Here is a 21,992-nt window from a genome sequence, read left to right as displayed (position 1 = left end):
GTGTTGCGGGACCGCTGAGCCCGTGGGCAGCGGGGCTGCCTGGTTAGCGGGCGGTGGAAGGCAAGCGTCAGCGGTTTTCCTGCGGAACGGCGTCTTCGGCCGCGGCGTAGACACACTGTCCGTCGATCCAGGTGGAGACGACGCGGCTGCGGTGGATCTCGCTGGCCGGAACGCCGAAGGGATCCGGGGAAACGACGGTGAGGTCTGCGTAGTAGCCGGGGGCCAGGCGTCCGGTCTCCGAATCGCGGTGGTTCACATACGCCGTCCCGGAGGTGTAGGCGGACAGTGCCGTCGCCAGATCCAGCCGCTGGATCTCACCGCCGAGCGGTTCGCGGTCCAGGCCGGCCGCAATGCGGTTGACGGCGACGTGCACGCCGGCAATTGGGTCGGCGCTGGAGACCGGCCAGTCGCTCCCGGCTGCCAGCCGTGCGCCGCGGGCATGCAGTTCCCCGAACGGGTACTGGCGGTCTTTGGCACTGGCCGGCATAAACGGCAGGGTCAGCTCATCGATCTGGGCTTCGTGCCGGGCCCACAGCGGCTGAAGATTCGCGGTTGCGCCAAGCTCGGCAAAACGGCCGGTGTCCTGTTCGGACACGATCTGCAGGTGTGCCAGGTGATGCCGCAGCCCACTGGGACCGTTGGCCTTCCGCGCGGCCTCGACGGCGTTGAGGGCATCGCGCACCGCACGGTCGCCCAGGGCGTGGAAATGTACCTGGAAGCCCGCTGCGTCCAGGGCAGTCACATAGGTCGCCAGGTCATCGGCGGAGATGAAGGACAGGCCCTTGTTGCCGGTATCGTGCCCGTGGCAGTCACGGTAGGAATCCATCATGGACGCCGTGAAGTTTTCGGCAATGCCGTCAACCATGATCTTCACGGTGCCCAGGCTGAAGCGCTCGGGCTGTCCCAGCGCCTCGGCTGTGGCACGCCGTTCGATCAGGCTGTCCAGCTGCTCGAGCCCCTGGCTGCGTTCCCACCACAGGGCACCGCGGACCCGGGCCTTCAGCTGGCCTTTGGCAAGGGCCCTTTCATAGGCCACGCGGGTATCGGGGATTCCGGCGAAGCCGCCGACCAGTGCGTCCTGCCAGCCGGTGATGCCCTGGGCGAGGAGGTCATCCTGAGCCCGCAGCAGGCCGGCAACCAGCAGCTCTTCACTGACCACCGGGGAATGGGCCTCGATCAGGCCCGCAGCACCTTCGTGCAGGGTTCCGGCGGGGGAGCCATCCGCGAGGCGTTCAATGCGCCCGTCTTCCGGGTCGGGGGTGCTGGCATCGATTCCTGCAGCCCGGAACGCGGCACTGTTGGCCCAGAGGGAATGGTGGTCGCGGCTGCTCAGGGACACGGGGCGGTCCGGTACGACGGCGTCGATCATGGCAGCCAGCGGGGTGCCGCCCGGGTAGTGGTCCATGGACCAGCCGCCGCCCTCAATCCACGGCACATCAGGGTTCGCGGCCGCATAGGCAGCGATGAGTGCCACGGCTTCCTCCGCGTTTGCGGCGGGCGTCAGATTGCATTGCAGCAGCTCGACGCCACCCTGGGCGGGGTGGATATGCGCGTCCTGGAAGCCCGGCAGCAGCAGGTCGCCGTGCAGCTCCACAATTTCCGTGTCAGCTCCGATGTACGGGGCCAGGTCGCTGTCCGGCACAAGCGCGCAAATGCGGCCGGCACGCACCACCAGAGCAAGTCCTTGTACTGGTTTCGGTGCGCCGGTAAAGATACTGCCGCCGCGAAATACAACATCCGCCAAATTCTGCACTGTGACCTTCATCTCTCGGGTTATCCCTCTGACACTAGAGCGCAGTCAACAAGCATGTCAATCTTGTTGACCGGCCCGTTGTCAGTTAACGGAGGTAGAGTGTGCGGAGAGCAAACCAGCCCTCCGTGGGGGCAGGACGGAGACGTGGATGGCAGGCAGGTCAGGTGGCGGCCGCTCACCCAAGGTAACCCTGGACCGGGAGATTTTTGTCGACGCAGCGCTGCGTCTGGCCTCGCGCCCGCATACTCTCTCCCTGACCTATCGGGACCTCGGCAAGGAAGTCGGGGTGGACCCCACCGCGGTATACCGGCATTTCCGAAGCAAGGAAAGCCTGATGCAGGAACTGCTGGACCGTATTCTCCTGATCTCCCATGCCAAGGTCTCAACTCCGGTTGATCAGTGGGAGGACTGCCTGACCGAATTCGCGGCCGCCACCCTCGATACCTTCCTGGAGTTTCCTGCCATTGCCGTCACGGCAACTTCGCTCACCACCGGCGGGCAGGGTGAGCTCGACTGCATGGAGCTGATCCTGGACTGTTTCACCCAGGCGGGGCTGCACGGCCAGACGCTGGTCAAGCAATATGCCGTTTACGGCGCCTATGTGCTGGCGGGGGCGGCCGGGCAGGCACGGGACCAAGCGGAAGCGCCCGACGCACTGTCCCGGGAGTGGTTTACCGGCCCGTTGCTGGTGGACCAGGAACGGAACCCGCTGGTCTCCTCGATCCGCGACCAGGTGCTCGAAATTGACCGCCGGGAGATTTTCTTGGCCGGTGTGCAGCAGATCGTGCATGCTGCCCGCGAGAAGGTCCCGGCCTAGCAACAGGTTCGGCGTGGTGGTAAGCCAGAGGGCCCCTGATCCGGTGGATCAGGGGCCCTCTGGCTGTAGTGCCGTTCTGAACGGTCCGGTTAGCTGGACATGCTCAGAGCTTTGATCTGCCGGCTGGCCCACAGCGTCGGGACCGCGCGCAGAATCACGTAGTAGACGATTCCTGCCACGATGACGCCGGGGATAGCGGCTGAGAGGATCCCGATATCAATGACGGGCTCGTAGGTGAAGGGGTTCATCAGGGCCAGGTACGTGCCCATGCCGGCCGCCAGGCCCACGATGCCCGCGGGGTTGTAACCGCCGAAGTACCAGTACTGGCCGGTGCCGTCCATTGAGTACAGCGAGCGGACGTCCAGCTCCTGCCGGCGGACCAGATAGTAGTCAACGATCTGCATGCCACAGATCGGCCCCAGCAGGATACCGGCCAGGGTGATAAAAGCTCCGTAGTTGGCCATAAACGGTTCGGCGAGGAATACCGCGATGATCAGGACCGGAGCCATCACCAGCAACACCGCGGCCGGCCAGGAAATCCGGCGGTCGATGGCCGGCAGCTGCTTGAGTCCGAGAGCTGCCGAGTAGGCGCCGACCATGATCGTTCCGATGTTTGCCAGCACCAGGAACAGCAGTGCCACAATGCCGAAGACCGGGCCGCCAACGCCAATCAGGAACGCTGTCGGGTCACCAGCGGATTCGGGCACCACCAGTGCGGCGATCAAGCCGATGACCAGCACCAGGGACATCATCGCGCCGAGGCCGAGGACGCTGGGGATCACGGCGGTCCGGGTGCTCTTGGCATTTCGCGTCAGGCCGCCGACGTACGGCCACCAGGCTAGCCCGCCGGCGATACCCAGCTCGATCGTCAGCATGAAGTTGGTGCTGTTCTCGGGCAGCGGGGCAAGTGCCGGCGCGGCGAGGATCCCCTCTGCGCCGAAGCGGACCATAAAGACAACGCCCATCCAGAGTGCGAGGATCAGCACGGTGATTGCTACGACAGGCCCCGCCCACCGCAGCGTGGCATTGCCGCGGCGCAGCAGCAGGAACACTGCCGCGACCCCAAGGATGGCAAAGATGGGGGCCGAGACGGCGGCGTGCGACTCCGCCAGCGCGCCCATCAGGACCAGGGCGGCAGAGGAAGCGTCAGCGAGGGCAATCATGAGCACCGAGTTCCACCCGACCAGGATGATCAGCGTCAGGATGACGGTCAGGAACGCGCCGCGTGCGCCGAAGATGGTGCGCGTTGACCGGACGGCCTCGACTCCGTACCGTCCGGCTGCGGGCAGCGAGGCGAGCAGGACGACGAAAACGCCGATCAGGGTTCCGGCGGTGACGGCCAGCGCCCCCTGCGTGGCTCCGAGATAGGCAGCTACGAAGCCGCCGCTAATAAAGCACCAGGTAGCAACGGCCGCGGAGGATGTGTTGCCGAAGATGGCAAGGGGCCCCCAGGTTTTCTCCGAGGGGTCCAGGGGCATGCTGCTTTCATACTGTTCAGTGACCTGGGGCGCCGTCGTGCTCATGCTCCAGCCGTCCAACCGAGTACGACCAGCACTGCCGGAACAACAAGGCCGACAACGGACAGTACTGCAAACTCAGACCAGCCAAAGCGGCTGTCCAGCTTCTGCGGGGACTCCAAGATCCTGAGCCTGCGCTCCCGCTCCGGAATTTCCACCATGTTTTCCTCCAGTTGTTTCTCGTTATTTGCGCTCATGCTCACTTCAATGCCGCCAGTGCCTGATCGGCGGCCCGGGTGCCTGAGTCACGCGAAGTATGGATAGTGCTTGTAGTCATGCCGGCCCAGAAGAGTACGCCGCCGACCGGATCGGACAATCCGCTGCGGCGGGAGAACGGGCCCGGGTAGGCGCCGAGTGCGTACTGGTCCTTGGACCAGTCGTATGTGGAAGCCCGCAGGTTTTGGAGCCCCGGATCGCCCGCGAACTTGCGGACGGTCTCGAGGGATGCCTGATGGCGCTCGGCCTCGGACAGGTTGAGCAGCTCCTGGGCAGCGCCGCCCGTCATCCACGCGACAATGAGCTGGCCGCTGAATCCCGGGGTGCCCCTGGAGGCGTCCCACAGCGTGGGAGGGTTCTCGGAGAACATTGCGGCGACGTCCCAGCGCCTCGGCAGGGTGGCATCAGCCGGAACAACGGGCTGGGAGAATTCGAGGATGTCCTTGAAGACTGGCAGGTAGCTGATCTCGTTGATGGCGGCCTGGCGTCCGGCCGGCAGCGGCGGGTTGAAGGTGATGGCCTCGGATTTCAGCACTCCGCCGGGAACGGCGAGAACCACCACGCGTGCTTTGAACGAACCGTTGCTGGTGTGGACATCAACGCGGTTCTTCCGGTAGTCAATGGTGTGCACCGGGCTGGAGAGCCGGAGCGAAATACCTTGGGCCAGAGGGGCAAGCACTTGGTCGTACCCGCCGATGACCCGGTAGTCGCCGTAGGCCTCCTCAGGCATCCGGCCGGAGTACTGCTGCATTTCAAGGGCGAATTCGACGTCGCCAACGGCCCATTCGGCGGGCAGCTCGTCGAACTGCACCGAGTCGCCCTCGGCGACCAGGAATGAAATGGGGTAGTTGGAGCGCGGGATACCGATCCGGTTCAGCCAGGCTTCGGCTTTTTCTCCGGGGAAAGGCTGCGGAAGGCCACCGGGGAAGGACGGTGCGCCCTGGGGGAAGTGGAAGCTCTCGAAGTCCTTCGCGTTGATCCAGGATTCGTCACCCACATTCGCCTTGGCAAACTTGTCTTCCCAGCGATGCGTTTTCAGGTTTTGCTTGTTGATGAGTTCCCAAGTGGATACATCGTGACCATGCACAATCTCTGCGCCGCGCTCATGCGGGATGCTCAGCGAGGTGCGGTCGGTCCACATGCGTCCGCCAATGCGGTTCCGTGCTTCGATGACCAGGACCCGCTTGCCTGAGTCGGCGAGTTTGCGTGCTGCGCCCAGCCCTGCCGCCCCTGCGCCAATGACGATCGCGTCCCACATCCGGTTGTCCGACGCGTTGCCGGCTCCGGGCTTGGCTCCTGCGGTGAGCAGCACGCCTGCAGCTGTTCCCATGCCTGCCACGAGCAGGGTTCGCCGGGAAAGGCCTGGCTTCACGGCATCCACCATTTGAAGGTCTCTTTTCTGCATGACGTTTTTCCTCCGGATTAGGGGCGGGTGCCAATGTGTTTGGGCGGTCTCCTCGGGGAGCCGGCGAAAACGATGTGGGCGTGTCTCGAATCACACTGTAGGCGACAGGCGTTCTGGTGTCTACAACACTGTCATTGCCGTTGACAGAGTGCATGACGGAGGGGTATCTGCTACGGTGCCATGCCGCAGGCCAGGGCACGGCTGCGGAGAGGGCGGGTGATGGGGGAGCGGGGGTGCGGGCGAAGGGGCGGGTCCGCGGAACACAGGCCGGGTCTCCGGCCGGTTTCAGCTAGGGAAGCGGCACCACGTAGGAGTCCACCTGGCTGATTAGCCCATCGCGGAAGGTGAAGACGTCGCTGAAGGCAAACTGGAACGGTCCGGTGGTGACGTGGCGGCCGTGGCCGGTGCCCGTGATGACGGTGGTGTCACCGGAGCTGACGGTCCGCTCGACGCTGTAGTCCGTGCTGCCCTCAAAACCGGGAGTCTCAATCTCCTTGTCGAACGCCGTCTTGCCCCGAGTCGTCCGGACGCCATAGATCCGCCAGACCACGTCGTCAGTGAGGCACGCGAGAATCGCCGGGTGGTCGCTGCGCTGGAATCCGTCCATGTAACGGCGGACGAGATGCTCCTGGTTGCTCACTTGACGGCTCTCCTTCCACTGCTGGGTCAGTGCCCGCCTGGAGAAGCAGGGACCCGCTTAGATGGAACCGGATACTGGGGTGGAATTTACGGTAGTCGTTTTTGCTTCCCGCCGGAACAACTTCCGCCCATGCAGTGCCCGCAGCGCGTTGAGGATCGCAGCCAGATCCACCAGTTCCTGGGTCAAAGCGCCGGCGACGGCCGGAATGAAGCCGAAGGACGCCACCAGCATCAAGGCCACGCTGAGGCCGATTCCGAGCCAGATGCTGCCGAGGGCCACCCGCATGGTCCGCTGGCCGATCCGCACGGCCTCCGCCACCTTGGAGAAGTCATCGGCCACGATCACGACGTCGGCTGACTCGCTCGCCGCAGTGGAACCGCGCGCTCCCATGGCGATGCCGACGTCGGCCGCCGCGAGTACTGGCGCATCGTTGACGCCGTCGCCCACCATGATCACCGGGCGCAGCGGCAGCCCGGCCACGGCCTGCACTTTGTCCTCCGGCAGCAGCTCGGAGCGGATGTCGGTAATGCCCACGGTGGAGCCCATGCTCTGGGCAGTGACGGCGCCGTCACCGGTGAGCATCAGTGTTTCCCGGATGCCCAGGGCCCGGAGGGCAGCCACGGTGTCTGCGGCGTTGGTCCGCGCGGTATCGCTCATGACCAGGGTGCCCGCAAAGCGGCCGTCCACGCTGAGGTAGACGCCCATCTGCCCGGGGGAGAGGCTGACGGAACGCGTCTGCGGATCCGCCTCGGCGATGAACCGGTGTTTGCCGACCCGCACGGTCCGGCCGCCGATCTGCGCTTCGACGCCGTTGGTGGCCACCTCCTGGGCAGTATCCGCCGGGCTGGGGACGAGTCCCCGTGCGCGAGCGGCCGTGAGGACGGAGGCGGCCAGGACATGGGAGGAATACTGTTCAGCGGAAGCGGCCAGTGCCAGGAGTTCATCGGCGCTGAAGCCAGGCTCCGGATTCACCGCCACGAGCTCCGGACGGCCATAGGTCAGGGTTCCGGTCTTGTCGAAGGCGGCGGTCTGCGCGCGGGAGAGCTGTTCGAGGGTGGCGCCTCCCTTGACGATAACGCCGTTGCCGGCGGCCCGGCTCATCCCGCCGATGAACGCCACGGGAGCGGCGATCAACAGCGGGCACGGGGTGGCCAGCACCAGCACTTCGGCGAACCGGACGGGGTCCCCGGAAACGGCCCAGGCGATTCCAGCGATCAGCAGCGAAACCACCGTGAACGGAACAGCGAACCGGTCCGCCAGCCGGACCACCGGAGCCTTCGAATCAGCTGCGGCCTGCACCAGGGACACAATGCGCTGGTACTGGCTGTCCGCCGTCGTTGCGGTGGCACGCATCCGGACCGCCAGGGTGCCGTTCACGGAGCCGCTCATCACTGATTCGCCCGTGGTACGCGCAACCGGCAGGGATTCGCCGGTCAGTGAGGATTCGTCGAAGGATGCGGCCTCGGAAAGCAGCACGCCGTCCACCGGGACGACTTCCGCGGGCTTGACCAGCAGCACATCGCCGGCTGTCACTTCGGTGGCCGGGATGTCCTCCGCCGCGCCGGTGTGGTGTCCGCCGGTGTCCGCATCCGAGGGCAGGCGGTGGGCGAGCTGGGGTGCACGGTCCAGCAGCGCATTCAGCTCGCCTTTGGCCCGGCCGGCGGCGTACACCTCCAGCGCTTCGCCACCGGAGAGCATCAGGACAATGATCAGCGCCGCGATGTACTCTCCGACCGCAATGGTGGCGAGCATGGCGACGACGGCGAGGATGTCCAGGCCCCAGTGCCCGCGCATCATGTCCCGGACCATGCCGACGCCGGTAAGCACCACAACGCCGAGGACATAGAGGCTGGCAATCCACTGGGCCGCCGCTGGTGCGCCGGTTTCCAGGAGTAGGACGACGGTGAGCACGACAATGGTCGCGGCGACTACGGGATAACGGCGCAGGGCGCGGCCAACAGACGCACGGTTAAAGGCCATACTCCCGTTTTAGGCCTCTGGATACGTCTTTTCCAGCAAGCGAATGCTTGCCTAACCCCGGCTGCACGGAACCCGTGGGCTGTAAACCGGCTGCCCGGAGCCCCGGCCCCCTAGTGCAGCTGCGTCTCGATCTGCCCGGCGCTGTCCACCAGCCGGGCCCCGATGGCTGCCTCGTCTTTGCCGGACCCGAAGTACACCACGGACAACGACGCCGGGAGCTGGCCGGGAACACTGATCGGCGCCGCAACGGAGCCGACGCCGTCGATCACCTCGCTGAAGCTGGTGGCGTAGCCGCGCCGGCGGGCGAGCTTTGCTTCCGCGCGGTAGGGCTGGCCCGGGGCCAGCCGGTTCCAATGCTCTTCGGTCACTGCGGACTGGATGGCGATCCCCGGCGCTCCGGCAGTGAAGGAGTGCCTAGTACCGGGCCGCTGGATCAGGGCGGTGCGGCTGTGCCGGGGTTCCACTGTCACCAGGGTGACGCAGTCGTGCTGATCCCACACCGCGATAAAAGCCGTCATGGACAATTCGTTCGCCAGAATGGTGAGCTCCGGCAGGGCGGCGGACTGCAGGTCGCGGGACACTCCCCGGGCCAGCGCGGCCAGTCCGGGTGCCGCAGAGACCCGGCCGGCGTCGTCGCGCATCACCAGCGAGTGCGCTTCCAGGGTGCGCAGGATCCGGTAGGCGATGGACCGGTGGACCCCCAGCCCGGTGGACAGGTCGGCGATGCTCAGGGGCGCCTCCGACTCGGCGAGGAGCTCAAGTGCTTGAAGGCCGCGGGAGAGAGTTTGGGACTGGGAACCGGCACCCGTGGACGCAGAAGTCATGCGCCAATCATAGGCTCACGCCGCTGCCGGGCCTCCGCCCGGCATCGCGCCCCCGCCGCGATGAGGCGGGCAGTCAGCCGAACGTAACCGCGATGGGCCGCAGTGTCAGGGGAGCCTGCGGCGGCTCAGCAGCCCGGAGACGAGGAGCAGCAGGCCGCCGGCAAGCGGCCACCAGAGGTACATGGAGATGATCCCGCCGAAGAAAGCCGTAACCAGGACAGTGGCCAGCACACCGATGACCAGCAGCATGCCCAGAATGATCCGGATCCGTCCACGGTGCGGGGGAGGGATGGGAGGAAGCCAGGCTGGACGTTCATCAATCCACTCCATGCGGTCAGTTTAGGACGGGGGCGGCGCATTGCGATGGGCAGCTGGGGACTTTCTGCCCCGCGCGGAGGATTTCCTGACAGCGGCCTGGTAGGGGCTGCCCCTTTCCACAGGGGGTGGGGTACTGGCACGATTGCGGCAGGTCAACAATCCCCGGATGACGGCCGCCGTCGCCGTCGCAGTTGTCCATAGTTTTGCTGGAGTTCGACTGTATGGGAGTGCCATGGAACCGAGTGACCTGCTTATTGACGCTTTTGGCCGCCTGCCGGGAACTGTTCGGCGGGCGCTCCATGGACTGCCCGTGGACCAGCTGAATCACCGGCCGTACCCGGAAGGCAACTCGATCGCGTGGCTGATCTGGCACCTGGCACGGATCGAAGATGCCCAGATCGCGGCGGTGGCCGGGCACCAGCAGGCCTGGACGGCGGAGGGGTGGGCGCACCGGGTCGGGCTGCCACTTGCTGTGGAGGACACCGGGTACGGGCACACCTCCGGGGAAGTCGCCAAGGTCCAGGTGCAGTCCGCGGAGGTGCTGCAGGGCTATTACGACGCCGTGAACGCGCGGACGATGGCGTTCGTTTCGGGGCTGACGCCCGCGGACCTGGACCAGGTGGTGGACAGGTCCTGGGATCCGCCGGTGACGCTCGGTGCCCGGCTCATCAGTTCGTTGGCGGACTGTCTGGAACACGCCGGACAGGCTGCCTATATCCGCGGCATGTTCGCCGGGGGAAGTATGGGGTCATGAACATTGTCGAAAAGCTGGCCGAAACCTTCCGCGCCGTGGCTGTCAGCCGGGCCTACGGTGAGCCCATCAAGGTAGGTGAGGAAACGATTGTGCCGGTTGCCCTGGTGCAGGCCGGGTTCGGGGGCGGCGGAGACGCCGACGGCGATGGAGGCGGCGGAGGCGGAGGAGTTGTGATTCCGCTGGGCGTTTACGCCGGGCGCGAGGGCAGCGCGGCCGAGTTCCGGCCCAATCCGATTGCGCTGATTGCCGTGGTGACGCCGCTCGTGTGGATCCTGGTGCGGGGTATGCGCTCGCGGAGATGACTCTTCCTCGCTGGTGGGAGCCAGCGACTAGGACGCGATGGTGAGCAGGAGCGCGTCGCAGGCGGCAGCACAGCGGTGGCATGCCTGGGCGCAGATCCGGCAATGGTCGTGGGCTGAGGCATGCTGCTCGCAATCCTCGGCACACCGGCGGCAGGCGGCCGCACACGCGTTCACGAGGTCAACGACTGAGGCATAGTCCTTTCCCGCCCGGGCCAGGACCTTTCCCGTCGCAGCGCAGACTTCGGCACAGTCCAGGTCGGTGCGGATGCAGCCGACCATATCCCCGAGCATGTCTTCGCTCAGGCAGGCATCGGCACAGGCCGTGCAGGTCTGCACGCAGTCGAAGCAGGCTTCGATGCAGGTGGCCAGCGCGTTCATGTCCACGTTGGAGTTGCCGGCGGGATGGGAAGTCAGCATGTTTTTGATCAGGCTCATGGCGTGCTCCTTGAGAGGATCCGGATGCCAGGACCGGTAACGCAATCGCTCCGGCTGCGCACTGCACATGAGCCTAGCGAAGGCGTTCCGGAGACCTCAACGGCAGGGGCATGTTTTGCCCCCGGTCTAGGCGAGTGCTTAGAATCGAAGTAGCCTGACGAAGCCGGTTATCCGGTGCGGCAGGTGGTGGTACGGGGCTTTAGCTCAGTTGGTAGAGCGTTTCGTTCGCAATGAAAAGGTCAGGGGTTCGATTCCCCTAAGCTCCACGGTTTTGAAAGCACCCCGGTCTTCGGACCGGGGTGCTTTTCTTTGTCCGGGTCCGGGTCCGGGTCCGGGTCCGGGTCCGGATTCCGGCTTCCGGATGGAGGGCCCGGGACGGCGGCAACGAAAATCCCTGCTCGCAGGACTCGCAAGGATTATTAAAGCCGCCTTCCCCCCGCGCCCTCCAGCCTCGGTTGGCCCTCCGGCCCCCGGGCCGACCCGGAGCGAGCGCACGGTTCCTTCCGGCAGCGGCTTAGACGAGGGCGCGGACTTCGGCGTAGCCGTCGGGGAGCGTCTCCGTAACGGAGGACTCGCCTCCGAAAACGCGTGTCGCACCGGGCGCGGACGACCAGGCCTGCCAGCCCGGGGTGCCTTCGCACACGAGCGAGACGGCGGCTCCGTGCAGCGTATCGGCCAGGGCCTGCGGCGGGTTGTCCCCGGCGATGGCGTCGACCTTGTCGGCGTCGAGGCAGTCGAACCAGAACGGAACGTCGAGGCAGTGGGCCGCCCAGCCGAGCTTCGGCGAGGCCCAGGAGAACCGGTAGACCCAGGTCGGGTGGGACCCGCGGGCTTCCGCGATCCGGACGATTGGAGCCCGGAACATGCTGTCGGTCATAAAGCGGCCCAGCACGGCCGCGGTTCCCTTGCGCCGCTGCGGCTTATTTGCGGCAAGGTAGGCCCGCCGCGTCCCGCGGTCCGTGAGCATCTTGCCGAGCACGAGGGATGCCGGCAAAAAGCGCAGTTTGTTCTTCGCGCTGTCCGTAGCCATCGTGAATTCGTCGTCCGTGGCGCCCAGTACCAGCGGCTTCTCGCCGCCCACTCCGCTGCGGAGCGAGTCCAAAGTCGGCTGGGTGATCAGGTCGCCGTCGATCATTGGGCCCCAGGGCAGGCCGTCCTTCAGCATTGCGGCGACACCCGCCATCGGGTCCAGGTTCTCCGGGTTGGAGGCCGCATCCTGCAGCTCGAGGATGCGGGTTTCCGGCAGGGAGGCGAAGCCGTCGCGCGTCGCCTCGACTCCGGCGAGCCGCGCGAGGGTATCGGCAAAGGTCTTGGCGCGAGCCTCGGGCACATCGACGACGGCACCTGAGAGGCACCACACCGACTGGAACAAGTGTTGCGCGGACGGCATACCGAGCAGCGTCAGCACCGCGCCGCCGCCGGCTGACTGTCCGGCGATGGTTACCCGGGAGGGGTCGCCGCCGAACGCTGCGATGTTGCGCTGCACCCAGTCGAGGGCAAGCAGCCAGTCCCGCACGCCGCGGTTGGAGGGAGCGCCCTCGATGTAGCCGAAGCCGTCGAAGCCGAGCCGGTAGGAGATCGACACGCTGACGACGCCGTCGCGGTTGAACGAACGGCCGTCGTACCAGGGGCTCGCCGGGGAACCCGCGGTGTAGCCGCCGCCGTGGATGTAGACCAGCACCGGCAAGGCGTCAGCAGTACCAGCGGCAGTTTCGCCGGGGACGGGCGTGTAGACGTTTACGTTGAGGGTGGAGTCACCGGGGATGGATGGCTCCGGGATCAGCGTGATTTCGGCGAGCTGCTTGCGCTGCGGTGTCGCCCCGAGCTGGGAGGCGTCCCGGACCCCTTCCCACGCGGCGATCGGCACGGGTGCTTCGAAACGAAGCGGGCCGACGGGAGGTTCGGCGAAAGGGATGCCCAGGAAGGCGGCAGAGGTGCCGCGCCAAATGCCTTGGACCTGGCCGGAGTCGATCGTGACGATCGGGCGGTCGGTGGTCTGGTCAGCCGCTTTGACGTCGGTTGGGTCAGTGGTCATGCGGAAGTGCTCCGTTCGTGGGAAAAGATGCCGAGGGAAGTCAGCAGGCGCTCGATCTCGGCAGCCATATCGATGGTGGGATCCTGCAGCCACAGGGTCTGCAGACCGTCGGCGAGGGCGGTGAGGATAATGCCCAACGAGTAAGAGTCGAGGGACTCGGGGTAGCGTCCGGCGCGTTTGCCTTCCTCGAAGATGCCGCTGAACAACGTGTGCATGTATGCGCGGCGTTCGGCGAAGAAACGGTGTGCTGGGTGCCCCGGAGAAGAGGCCTCGGCGTTCAGGCGCGTGTACAACTCGACGAGCCCGGGAACTTCTGCGTTGTGGCGAATGACCTGCAGGAAGAGCTGGAACAAGTCGGTATCTGACTCAGCGTGGAAAGTCTCGGCATCAAGGTCGTCCCGCTTGCGCAGGATCTCGGTGAAGAGCTCGTCCTTGCTGTCGAAATAGTGCAGCACTCCTGCCGGGCTGAGCCCCACCGCATCGGAGAGTTCCTTCACGGAAGCACCGCGGTACCCCTCACGTGCGATCACCTCCAGCGCCGTTGCCAGTATCTCCTCGCGCTTGGCGATGCCCTTCGCATATGAACCCCGTTGCACCATGGTTCGACTCTATGTCGGAACCCCCTTGCGGCTCAATACCGAATGCCATACAGTTTTGGCCACGGCCCCAAGGATGAGGCCTGTCCAAGCGAAGGAATCAACATGACAACGTCGTCAGACTCCGCCTTTCCTCTAAACGATGCCGAGCCCGCCGAGATTGCGTTCATCGAGGAGGCGTCCGGTCAGGATGACCCGCCCCCTCTGCTGAGAGGAACCCCGAAGCGTCTTCTCGGCTGGATCGTCCCGGCCAACTTCTCGGTGTTTATGATCTGGGGGGCCGTCGGCGGTGTCTTGATGCCACTCCAGGTCCAGCTGCTCGGAGAGGCGGAAAAGGTAGCCAACCTGGCGATCGTGGGAACCTTCGGTGCCCTGGGGGCCCTGCTTGCCCAACCGATTGCCGGGCAGATCTCCGACCGAACACGCAGCCGGTACGGCCGCCGTGCACCGTGGCTCGTGCTCGGCGCCCTCGTGGGTGGCCTTGGCCTGCTGGCGATGGGCTTCGCTAATTCGCTGGTCGGCCTCATCATCGGCTGGGTCATCGTTCAGGTCGCGTACAACTTTGCACAGGGCCCGCTGAGCGCGGTTATGCCGGATCGTGTTCCGCGCGCTCTCCGCGGGACCTTCGCCGCCCTGTCCGGCCTGGGACTGATGCTCGGTGCCCTCGGCGGTTCCATCCTCGGGGCCCAGTTCGCGAACAACATCCAGCTCGGCTACCTCGTCTTCGCCGGCTTCACGCTCATCGTGTTGACACTGTTCGTTGTCTTCAACCCAGACCACTCCAGTAAGGAGATGGAGAAGGAGCCGTTCAATGCCGGCGAGTTCCTCCGCACTTTCTGGGTCAGCCCGATCAAACATCCCGACTTCTTCTGGGCTTTCACGGGACGGCTGCTGCTGTACACCGGCTACTTTGCGGTTGTTGGCTACCAGCTGTTCATCCTGACTGACTACATCGGACTCGGAAAGGACGGCGCCCTCGCCGCTCTTCCCCTGTTCAGCCTCATCAACCTCGTCGGCATAGTGCTCTCAACGCTCATTGCGGGACCGCTGTCGGACAAGTTCCAGCGGCGCAAGCTCTTCGTGTTCCTCTCCTCGGCCCTGGTTGGGGTTGCCCTGCTGATTCCGATGTTCATGCCGAACTTCACCGGCTGGGCAATCTTCAGCCTTGTCTCCGGCCTGGGTTTCGGTATGTTCCAGGCCGTGGACACCGCCCTGATGAGTGAGGTCCTGCCCTCTGCGAAATCGTTCGCGAAAGACCTGGGCGTCGTCAATATCGCGGCCACGCTGCCGCAGACGATCGCCCCGGCGTTCGCCGGCCTGATTATCCTGGGTTTCGGCGGCTACATCGCTCTGTTCCCGGTTGGCATCGTCCTAAGTCTTCTGGGCGCCTTCGCCGTCTGGCCGATTAAGGCCGTGCGTTGACCAGCCAAGGTTCGGAGTCCACAACGCCGACGGCGGCGAATACCATGGCAGCCGGCACCCATCGGCCGAAGGCGATGCTGTGGTGGGCCCTTGGCCTGCTCGCCGCGTTCGCACTGATGGGTGTCCTGGTCGGAACGAACGCTGCAGCACCGTTCACGCAGCCGCTGGACGACTGGTGGCGCGCGCTCGTTGGTGCCTCGTCGGACGGCACCACGCACACCGGGGCGCTGGCGATGTTCTTCCAGCACCTGGGCATGGCGTGGGGCGCCCTGCTAACCCTGATCCTGATCCCTGCCGGGCTCGCGGTCGTCGGGCGCTGGCGCTCGGGGTTGTTCTTCCTCACCGCCAGCCTGGTCGGACCGGGCCTGTTTTCACAGGGCATGAAGAACCTGGTGAACCGTCCCCGTCCCGCCGCCGACGAAGCGCTGGGCCTCTTCGGACCGCTGTTCCAGGTCGATCATGGGTCCTTTCCATCCGGACACGCCGTTAGCGCCGGTGCGCTGGTGTTCGGTATCGCGGCCCTTATCCCGGCCAGCCAACGGATCGTGCGCCGGGTGTGGTGGATCATCGGCGCAGCCATCATGCTGGGCATGATGTGGCAGAGGACGCTCATCAACGCACACTGGCTCTCCGATACGTTCTTCGGCCTAGTGGCCGGGATTTCCGGGGCGCTGTTGATGTGGTGGGCGTTCTGGCCCCTGATCCAGAGTGACTACGGCCGGCCCGTATGGTTCCTGCACCACCGGCAGCCCAGCAGCCGGCAAACAGCCTGAATGGAAATCTAGAGTGAAGGATGAAGACATGACCGAGCGCACCACCGGAGCGAGAGCAGAGGCAGCCATCGGAGACCTCACGCTTGAGGAAAAGGCGTCGCTTACCAGCGGCGCCAGCTTCTGGACGACCAAAGCCGTTGAGCGTGCCGGCATCCCGGCCGTGATGGTCACCGACGGTCCGCACGGCCTGCGCAAGCAGCGCGGCAGCGCCGACCACCTTGGCATCGGCGACAGCGTCCCGGCGACGTGCTTCCCGCCCGCAGTGGGACTCGGCTCCTCGTGGGATACCGAACTCGCTTACCGTGTCGGCAAGGCGCTGGGCGTGGAGTCCTCGATCGAAGACGTCGCAGTGATCCTCGGCCCGGGAGCCAACATCAAGCGGTCCCCGCTGTGCGGCCGTAACTTCGAGTACCTCTCGGAGGATCCGATTGTCTCCGGTGTTATGGCCGCCGCCATCGTGCAGGGCACCCAGTCAACCGGCGTCGGAACCTCACTGAAGCACTTCGCGGCGAACAACCAGGAGGAGGACCGCATGCGCTCCTCCAGCGACGTGGACCCGCGTCCGCTGCGCGAGATCTACCTGCGCAGCTTCCAGCGGGTTGTCCAGGACGCCCAGCCGTACACGGTGATGTGCTCCTACAACCGCGTTAACGGGGTGTTCGCTTCGGAAGACCCCTTCCTGCTTAACCAGGTGCTGCGCGATGAATGGGGCTTCGAAGGCCTCGTTGTTTCCGACTGGGGAGCCGTCAACGACCGGGTTAAGGCCTTGGCCGCCGGCCTGGATCTCGAGATGCCGTCTTCGGGCGGCGTGACCGACGCGCAGATCGTGGCCGCCGTCCGCGAGGGTTCCCTGGACGAGGGCGTCGTGGATACCGCGGCTGCCCGCATCGCGACGCTCGCGAAGCGCTGGCAGGACACACCGAGGGTTGCCGGTCCGCTGGACGTCGAGGCGCATCATGCTCTCGCACGGGAGGCCGCAGGCCGCTCGATCGTCCTGCTTAAGAACGATGGCCCGGTGCTGCCGCTGACAGCGGAGACTTCGGTTGCGGTCATCGGAGCCTTCGCGCAGACGCCGCGATACCAGGGGGCGGGTTCCTCGATGATCAACCCGACGCGCCTGGATTCGGCGCTGGAGGGTATCCGTGCCGTGAGTACCGCGGAGGTTACCTACGCCCCGGGCTTCAGCCTGGCCGCAGCCGCTCCCGCGGAGGAGACGGCGGCCCTGCGCGAGGAAGCCGTGGCGGCCGCAGCTGCTGCCGAGACGGCGGTCGTGTTCCTTGGGCTCCCGGCACGGCTGGAGTCGGAGGGCTTCGACCGGGAGGACATCGATCTGCCCGCTGACCAGCTGGCGCTCTTGGATGCCGTGCTGGCCGCCAATCCGCGGACCGTCGTCGTGCTGTCCAACGGTGGTGTGGTGGCACTTCCCTTCGCTGACCGCGTGCCCGCGATCCTCGAAGCCTGGCTGCTCGGACAGGCCGGCGGCAGCGCGACCGCGGATGTCCTCTACGGGACGGTGAACCCTTCGGGGAAGCTGACCGAGACGATTCCCGTGCGGCTGGAAGACTCTCCTGCCTTCCTCAACTTCCCCGGTGAACAGGGACATGTCCGCTACGGCGAGGGGTTGTTCGTGGGTTACCGCTGGTACGACGCCCGCCGGCTCGAGGTGGCTTTCCCGTTCGGTCATGGGCTGTCCTACACGACGTTCGGATACGGGGATGCCGTGGCCTCCGTGACCGCTGACGGCGACGTCGAGGTGCGCGTCACGGTGACCAACACGGGTCCCCGCGCGGGCCGCGAGGTGGTCCAGGCGTACACCGGACTGGTGTCCCGCGTGCAGCGCCCGGAACGCGAGCTCAAGGCGTTCCAGGTGGTAGAGCTGGACGCGGGGGAGAGTCGCGAGGTGCTTCTGACTATCCGTCGCTCTGACCTCGCCTACTGGCACGTCGCCGCAGACCGCTGGGTCGTCGAAGGCGGCACCTATACGGTTGAGGTCGCTGCTTCCAGCAGGGACATCCGCTCGGCCACGTCTGTGGAAGTGGACGGCGACAGCCTGCGCATGCCGCTCACCCGGGAGTCCTCCCTGGCTGAGGTGTTCGCGCACCCCGTTGCCGGGCCCATCATGCAGCAGGCCATGGCCCAGATGGCCGCGACGATGGAAGGTGCGGCGTCGATCCTGCCGGAGGGCGTGGAGATGGAGAAAATGATGGGCTCCTTCCCAATCGGCCGCATCGGCATGCTCGCGGGTGAGGACTTTTCTCCCGAACAGGTCGATGGGCTCCTGGCAATGGCGAATGAAGCCAGCGCCTAATCACCCCTAGGCTTCAGAGCTGTGAGGGGCCCGCTACCCGGGAACGGGTAGCGGGCCCCTTACGGCCTGCAGCTCCGTCCCGAGCGGGCGGTGACTACGCGGATTCGCGCCCGTGGCGATAGCCCCGGCGGATTTCCGCGATGGCCCGGGCAATATTGGGGTCCCGGCCCGAGGCAGTCATGATGGTGTCGAAATCAGTCAGCCCGACGTCGCCGTACCGGCACGTCACCTCGATCTCCGTGCGTTTGGGGCTGTGGGAGCGCAGTGGCTGGCCAGCCATGGCCGAATGCTCGGCCAGGGCTGCGCGGCCGGTCCGCACCATCCGCAGTTCCCCGCCGACGTCGTCCGGGAAGCGGAACGTTTTGCCCTTCCGCGCCGTCATCAGGGCCCGCCACTGCTCGCGGCGCAGCTGTGGTGCGCCGGGGAAGAAGCGGGCGACGGCGTCGTTCAGCGCTGCCGTTTCGCTCTCCTCCCGGCGCGGACGCACAACCAGGCGTTCCCGGGCAATCAGGAGTGGATAGACCACCAGCAGGATTGCCAGCAGGACCGCTATGACGTTGAATCCGCCAAAGATCACAAACGCGGCAGCCGTGAAAATGAGGCGGCTCACGGCTTTCTCGGAATAGGACCGCGGCGGGGTAAACGGAACACCAACCCGCACGCTCGACTCTTCACTCATGCCCATCCGCCTTTCAGCTCTGCCAGGGCTTCTGCTTCCCGCGCCAGCCGGGTGGCTTCGCGCAGTTCCTCGTCAAACGAATTCCCGGGCCCGGGTGCGGCGGTGGGTGAAGGACCGCCCAGCCCGTCCAGCCGCGCCCGGCTCTGCTCCACGGTGACTGCCAGCCGCAGCTGCGCCTGTGCCTTCAGCAGATCGGAAATCAACTGCTGGACCCGTTCCCTCTGGGTACGGATTTCCGCGAGATGGGCAGTGGCCGTGGTTTCGCGGTCCGCTGCCAAGGTGTGCATCCGCCGGGCAGTTCCCGCCAGGCTCAGGGCGGACTGCGAAGCATTCGACGGGCCGGCGATCACGGATTCCACCGCTTCCCGGCGCAGCCGGTAGGCCTCGGCTACGGAGGCGTAATGTGCTGCCGCTTCGGCGGCGACCCGTTCCTGCTCCTCCAGCGTCCGGCCAGCGGCTTTGGCGGAACCCATCGCGGTATTGAGGCGGGCATGGATTTCTTCGTGGTTGCCGCGGGGCGGCGGCAGGGTCCTGAACCTGCCATCGACGCTCATTCGCAGGCGGCGCAGATCGTGGAGTAATCGAGCCATGATTCTCCTAGGCCGGGGTGGTTCCGGGCTTCACAGGGAAGTGTGCAGGAGTCTAGCAGCGGCACACCCCTGCGGGGCATGGGGTGCGGAAGATTAATTGAACCGCGGCTGAACCCCGTGCAGGAGAGGCCCGGTCATGAAACCGGTCACGTTTCGTGCCGGCAAATTATCTCCCAGAACCGCTCTGGCGCAACGGTAGTGCGAAGTATTGGGTGCGCAACCAATCCAATAAAACCTAGGTTCCTGGGTTATGCTCCCATATCATGGCTGCGCGTAAATCCTCCGTGTTCACCACGGCAACCACCTTCGGACGCCTGCTCTCCTTTCTGGGAGTCAGTGTGCTCTGCGGCGTTCTCGTCGCTGCGCTTTTCGTCCCCATGGCTGCGGGTGCCGGTTCCGCTGCTTCGGCGTCTATCAAGTTCTTCGATGGACTGCCGGCTGACCTGGAACGGGCGACCCTGGCGACGCCCACCAAGATCGTGGCCGCCGACGACTCACTGATCGCGACCCTTTATGAGGAGAACCGCCAGCCGATCACCTTCGACCAGGTCTCTCCGCACATGGTGGATGCCCTCTTGGCCATCGAGGACTACCGGTTCTACGAACACGGCGGTGTGGACGTCGAGGGCATCATGGGTGCGCTCGCCAGTAACATTTCCAGCGGAACCAACCGCGGCGCCTCCACCATCACGCAGCAGCTCGTCACCAACGTGCTGATCAACTCCGCGAAAGAGCGGGGCGAGGAAGGGACCTACAGCGGCAGCAAGGGGATCTCCGACAAGGTCCGGGAGATCCGGCTGGCCATCGCGGTGGAGAACGAGATGTCCAAGGACGAAATCCTTGAGGGCTACTTCAACATCGTGCAGTTCACGGGCACCACCTTCGGCGTGCAGGCAGCCTCGAAGTACCTCTTCAACAAGGACGCCTTGGACCTGAACATCCAGGAGAGCGCGCTGCTCGCCGGTTTGGTGAATGGCCCGAGTATGTACGACCCGCAGACCAATCCCGATGCCGCCCTGGAGCGGCGCAACCTGGTGCTCGGCACCATGCTGGAGCACGGCAAGATCGACCAAGCCCAGCACGACGCCGCAGTCGCTACCGGGCTGGACCTGAACATCACGCCCACCCTGAACGGCTGCGTTGGTGCCGAACAGGCTCCTTACTTCTGCGCCTACGTGGAAAACCTGGTCCTGAACAGCGAAGAGTTCGGTGACACCCGTGCAGAGCGCGCGTCCGTGCTCTACCGCTCCGGGCTGACCATCAAGACCACCTTGGATCCGCAGGTGCAGCAGGCAGCGCAGGACGCCGTCAACGACACCGCCAACCCGGACACCACTGACGGTGCAGTCGGCCACTCCATGGTGAGCCTGGAACCCGGCACCGGAAACATCCTCTCCATGGCCCAGAACACCCGGTACAACCCCGGGGAGAACCCGGGCGATTCCGTGCTGAACTTCAACGTGGACCAGTACCAGGACGGCGATCCGGAGAAGGGCCTCGGGGGCGTGGGCGGGTTCCAGCCGGGCTCGACCTTCAAGCCGTTCACCGTTGCGGCGTGGGTCGACGCCGGCAAGTCGCTGAATACCCAGCTCGACGGACGCAAGAAGACCTATCCGCAGGGTGACCGCTGGACAGCCAGCTGCCTGGACGGCGGCAACTTCGTAGTTGATGCAGCCGAGGGATACAACCCGCAGAACTACGGCGACATGAACTACGGCGACGCCACCGTACTTCGCGGTCTGGCACAGTCGTTCAACACCATCACCATGGCCTCTGCGAAGCAGCTGGACCTCTGCCGGATCATGAATATCGCGGAATCCATGGGCATCCACAACGGCAAAAGCGCCTCCGGAGAAAATGAGCCGCTGACCGTCAACCCGTCCGCACTGATCGGCGGCGTGGAGGATGTTTCGCCGATGGTTATGGCGCAGGCGTTCGCTGGCTTCGCGGCCGAAGGCAACGTGTGTGAACCCCGTGCCCTGCTCGAGGTCAAGGCCGCTAACGGAGACACCTACAACGTTCCCGAACCCGAGTGCGAGCAGGTCATCAGCAAGGAGACCGCCCGCGGGGTGAACTATGCGACGCAGGAAGTGATGAAGTCCGGTTCAGGTTCACTCCTGAACTACGGCGGCCAGCCCATGGCCGGCAAGACCGGTACGAATGACTCCCGTTCGCAGACCTGGTTCATCGGATACAACTCCGGCATGGCGACGGCCAGCTGGATCGGCAACTGGAAGGCCGGGACCGGGTCCCTGTCGGGTCTGGAGATCGGCGGCCGGGTCTACCCCGAGATTGACGGCGGTCTGATTGCCGCTCCGTCCTGGGCCAAGTTCATGCTGCAGGCCGGCGACCTGCATCCGGGCGAACCATTCGCGAACCCGCCAAGCAACCTGCTGGCAAACCCCAGCCCGAGCCCCAGCCCGTCTGCCTCGGATGACGACAAGGACGAGGAGAAGGACGCAACGCCGTCGGCCACTCCAAAGCCGCGGCCGAGTGTGGCGCCCACCCAGCCGGCGCCCGTGGAGCCGAAGCCCGAGCCTTCTGAAGAAGCGCCGTCCCCGGAGCCAAGCGCTCCCACCGTTCCTCCGGCGACCACATCCCCGCCAGCGGCTCCTTAGTCACCGGCTG

General features: G+C 65.6%; 20 protein-coding genes and 1 tRNA gene. 8 read left to right on the top strand and 13 right to left on the bottom strand.

Going from position 1 to position 21,992, the window contains the following annotated elements; genetic code table 11:
* Positions 1 to 67: 67 nt before the first annotated feature.
* Positions 68 to 1,765, bottom strand: coding sequence for an amidohydrolase family protein (locus RTN46_RS00435; protein WP_312178457.1), 1,698 nt, complete (start codon positions 1,763 to 1,765; stop codon positions 68 to 70).
* Between the two features lie 136 nt (positions 1,766 to 1,901).
* On the opposite strand from RTN46_RS00435, the gene RTN46_RS00430 reads away from it, so the two are divergent.
* Complete coding sequence (locus RTN46_RS00430; RefSeq protein ID WP_312178456.1) at positions 1,902 to 2,570, top strand: helix-turn-helix domain-containing protein; 669 nt, start codon at positions 1,902 to 1,904, stop codon at positions 2,568 to 2,570.
* An 89-nt stretch (positions 2,571 to 2,659) separates the two neighbouring features.
* Here RTN46_RS00430 and RTN46_RS00425 read toward each other — a convergent pair whose 3' ends face one another.
* From RTN46_RS00425 to RTN46_RS00395, 7 genes are all read right to left on the bottom strand, one after another.
* Positions 2,660 to 4,093, bottom strand: coding sequence for a cytosine permease (locus RTN46_RS00425; protein WP_312178455.1), 1,434 nt, complete (start codon positions 4,091 to 4,093; stop codon positions 2,660 to 2,662).
* Positions 4,090 to 4,284, bottom strand: a complete 195-nt coding sequence (locus RTN46_RS00420; protein WP_312178454.1) for a hypothetical protein — start codon at positions 4,282 to 4,284, stop codon at positions 4,090 to 4,092. The genes RTN46_RS00425 and RTN46_RS00420 overlap by 4 nt, the downstream gene beginning before the upstream one ends.
* 2 nt (positions 4,285 to 4,286) lie before the next feature.
* The gene (locus RTN46_RS00415; RefSeq protein WP_312178453.1) at positions 4,287 to 5,708 is read right to left on the bottom strand and encodes an NAD(P)/FAD-dependent oxidoreductase; all 1,422 of its coding nucleotides are present in this window, start codon (positions 5,706 to 5,708) and stop codon (positions 4,287 to 4,289) included.
* A gap of 289 nt (positions 5,709 to 5,997) precedes the next feature.
* Positions 5,998 to 6,348: a nuclear transport factor 2 family protein gene (locus RTN46_RS00410; protein WP_312178452.1), complete on the bottom strand. Its 351-nt coding sequence runs from the start codon at positions 6,346 to 6,348 to the stop codon at positions 5,998 to 6,000.
* A gap of 57 nt (positions 6,349 to 6,405) precedes the next feature.
* Positions 6,406 to 8,328, bottom strand: a complete 1,923-nt coding sequence (locus RTN46_RS00405; protein WP_312178451.1) for a heavy metal translocating P-type ATPase — start codon at positions 8,326 to 8,328, stop codon at positions 6,406 to 6,408.
* Between the two features lie 110 nt (positions 8,329 to 8,438).
* Positions 8,439 to 9,152, bottom strand: coding sequence for a helix-turn-helix domain-containing protein (locus RTN46_RS00400; RefSeq protein WP_312178450.1), 714 nt, complete (start codon positions 9,150 to 9,152; stop codon positions 8,439 to 8,441).
* A 105-nt stretch (positions 9,153 to 9,257) separates the two neighbouring features.
* Positions 9,258 to 9,482 carry a hypothetical protein gene (locus RTN46_RS00395; RefSeq protein WP_312178449.1) on the bottom strand — a complete coding sequence of 75 codons (225 nt, stop codon included), beginning with the start codon at positions 9,480 to 9,482 and terminating at the stop codon, positions 9,258 to 9,260.
* A gap of 220 nt (positions 9,483 to 9,702) precedes the next feature.
* On the opposite strand from RTN46_RS00395, the gene RTN46_RS00390 reads away from it, so the two are divergent.
* Both RTN46_RS00390 and RTN46_RS00385 read left to right on the top strand, forming a co-directional pair.
* Positions 9,703 to 10,224 carry a mycothiol transferase gene (locus RTN46_RS00390; protein ID WP_312178448.1) on the top strand — a complete coding sequence of 174 codons (522 nt, stop codon included), beginning with the start codon at positions 9,703 to 9,705 and terminating at the stop codon, positions 10,222 to 10,224.
* Entirely contained in the window at positions 10,221 to 10,526 is a 306-nt protein-coding gene (locus RTN46_RS00385) for a hypothetical protein (protein WP_312178446.1), read from the top strand. The genes RTN46_RS00390 and RTN46_RS00385 overlap by 4 nt, the downstream gene beginning before the upstream one ends.
* Before the next feature lie 27 nt (positions 10,527 to 10,553).
* Here RTN46_RS00385 and RTN46_RS00380 read toward each other — a convergent pair whose 3' ends face one another.
* Positions 10,554 to 10,961 (bottom strand): four-helix bundle copper-binding protein, encoded by a 408-nt coding sequence (locus RTN46_RS00380; RefSeq protein ID WP_312178444.1) that lies wholly within the window; start codon positions 10,959 to 10,961, stop codon positions 10,554 to 10,556.
* Between the two features lie 193 nt (positions 10,962 to 11,154).
* Here RTN46_RS00380 and RTN46_RS00375 point away from each other — a divergent pair.
* Positions 11,155 to 11,227: transfer RNA gene (locus RTN46_RS00375), tRNA-Ala, on the top strand.
* A 248-nt stretch (positions 11,228 to 11,475) separates the two neighbouring features.
* Here the strand turns inward: RTN46_RS00375 and RTN46_RS00370 are convergent.
* Both RTN46_RS00370 and RTN46_RS00365 read right to left on the bottom strand, forming a co-directional pair.
* Positions 11,476 to 12,996, bottom strand: coding sequence for a carboxylesterase family protein (locus RTN46_RS00370; RefSeq protein WP_312178442.1), 1,521 nt, complete (start codon positions 12,994 to 12,996; stop codon positions 11,476 to 11,478).
* On the bottom strand, positions 12,993 to 13,595 hold the full coding sequence (locus RTN46_RS00365) for a TetR/AcrR family transcriptional regulator (protein WP_312178440.1): 603 nt from the start codon (positions 13,593 to 13,595) through the stop codon (positions 12,993 to 12,995). Before RTN46_RS00365 ends, RTN46_RS00370 begins: the two co-directional genes overlap by 4 nt.
* A 102-nt stretch (positions 13,596 to 13,697) precedes the next feature.
* Between RTN46_RS00365 and RTN46_RS00360 the strand changes: the two genes are divergently transcribed.
* From RTN46_RS00360 to RTN46_RS00350, 3 genes are read left to right on the top strand one after another with little or no spacing between them, the layout of a single operon-like run.
* Positions 13,698 to 15,014 carry an MFS transporter gene (locus tag RTN46_RS00360; protein WP_312178439.1) on the top strand — a complete coding sequence of 439 codons (1,317 nt, stop codon included), beginning with the start codon at positions 13,698 to 13,700 and terminating at the stop codon, positions 15,012 to 15,014.
* Between the two features lie 44 nt (positions 15,015 to 15,058).
* Positions 15,059 to 15,787: a phosphatase PAP2 family protein gene (locus RTN46_RS00355; RefSeq protein WP_312178438.1), complete on the top strand. Its 729-nt coding sequence runs from the start codon at positions 15,059 to 15,061 to the stop codon at positions 15,785 to 15,787.
* Between the two features lie 28 nt (positions 15,788 to 15,815).
* The gene (locus RTN46_RS00350) at positions 15,816 to 18,095 is read left to right on the top strand and encodes a glycoside hydrolase family 3 C-terminal domain-containing protein (RefSeq protein ID WP_312178437.1); all 2,280 of its coding nucleotides are present in this window, start codon (positions 15,816 to 15,818) and stop codon (positions 18,093 to 18,095) included.
* 94 nt (positions 18,096 to 18,189) lie between these two features.
* Here RTN46_RS00350 and RTN46_RS00345 read toward each other — a convergent pair whose 3' ends face one another.
* On the bottom strand, positions 18,190 to 18,774 hold the full coding sequence (locus RTN46_RS00345) for a hypothetical protein (protein WP_312178435.1): 585 nt from the start codon (positions 18,772 to 18,774) through the stop codon (positions 18,190 to 18,192).
* On the bottom strand, positions 18,771 to 19,364 hold the full coding sequence (locus RTN46_RS00340; RefSeq protein ID WP_312178433.1) for a hypothetical protein: 594 nt from the start codon (positions 19,362 to 19,364) through the stop codon (positions 18,771 to 18,773). Before RTN46_RS00340 ends, RTN46_RS00345 begins: the two co-directional genes overlap by 4 nt.
* 263 nt (positions 19,365 to 19,627) lie before the next feature.
* Between RTN46_RS00340 and RTN46_RS00335 the strand changes: the two genes are divergently transcribed.
* Positions 19,628 to 21,982 (top strand): transglycosylase domain-containing protein, encoded by a 2,355-nt coding sequence (locus RTN46_RS00335; protein WP_312178431.1) that lies wholly within the window; start codon positions 19,628 to 19,630, stop codon positions 21,980 to 21,982.
* Positions 21,983 to 21,992: the final 10 nt, after the last annotated feature.

Origin of the sequence: Arthrobacter sp. (assembly GCF_031988865.1) — a bacterium.
In the GTDB taxonomy this organism is placed as follows: Bacteria; Actinomycetota; Actinomycetes; order Actinomycetales; family Micrococcaceae; genus Arthrobacter_B.
This window is presented reverse-complemented; position numbering and strand designations above follow the sequence as displayed.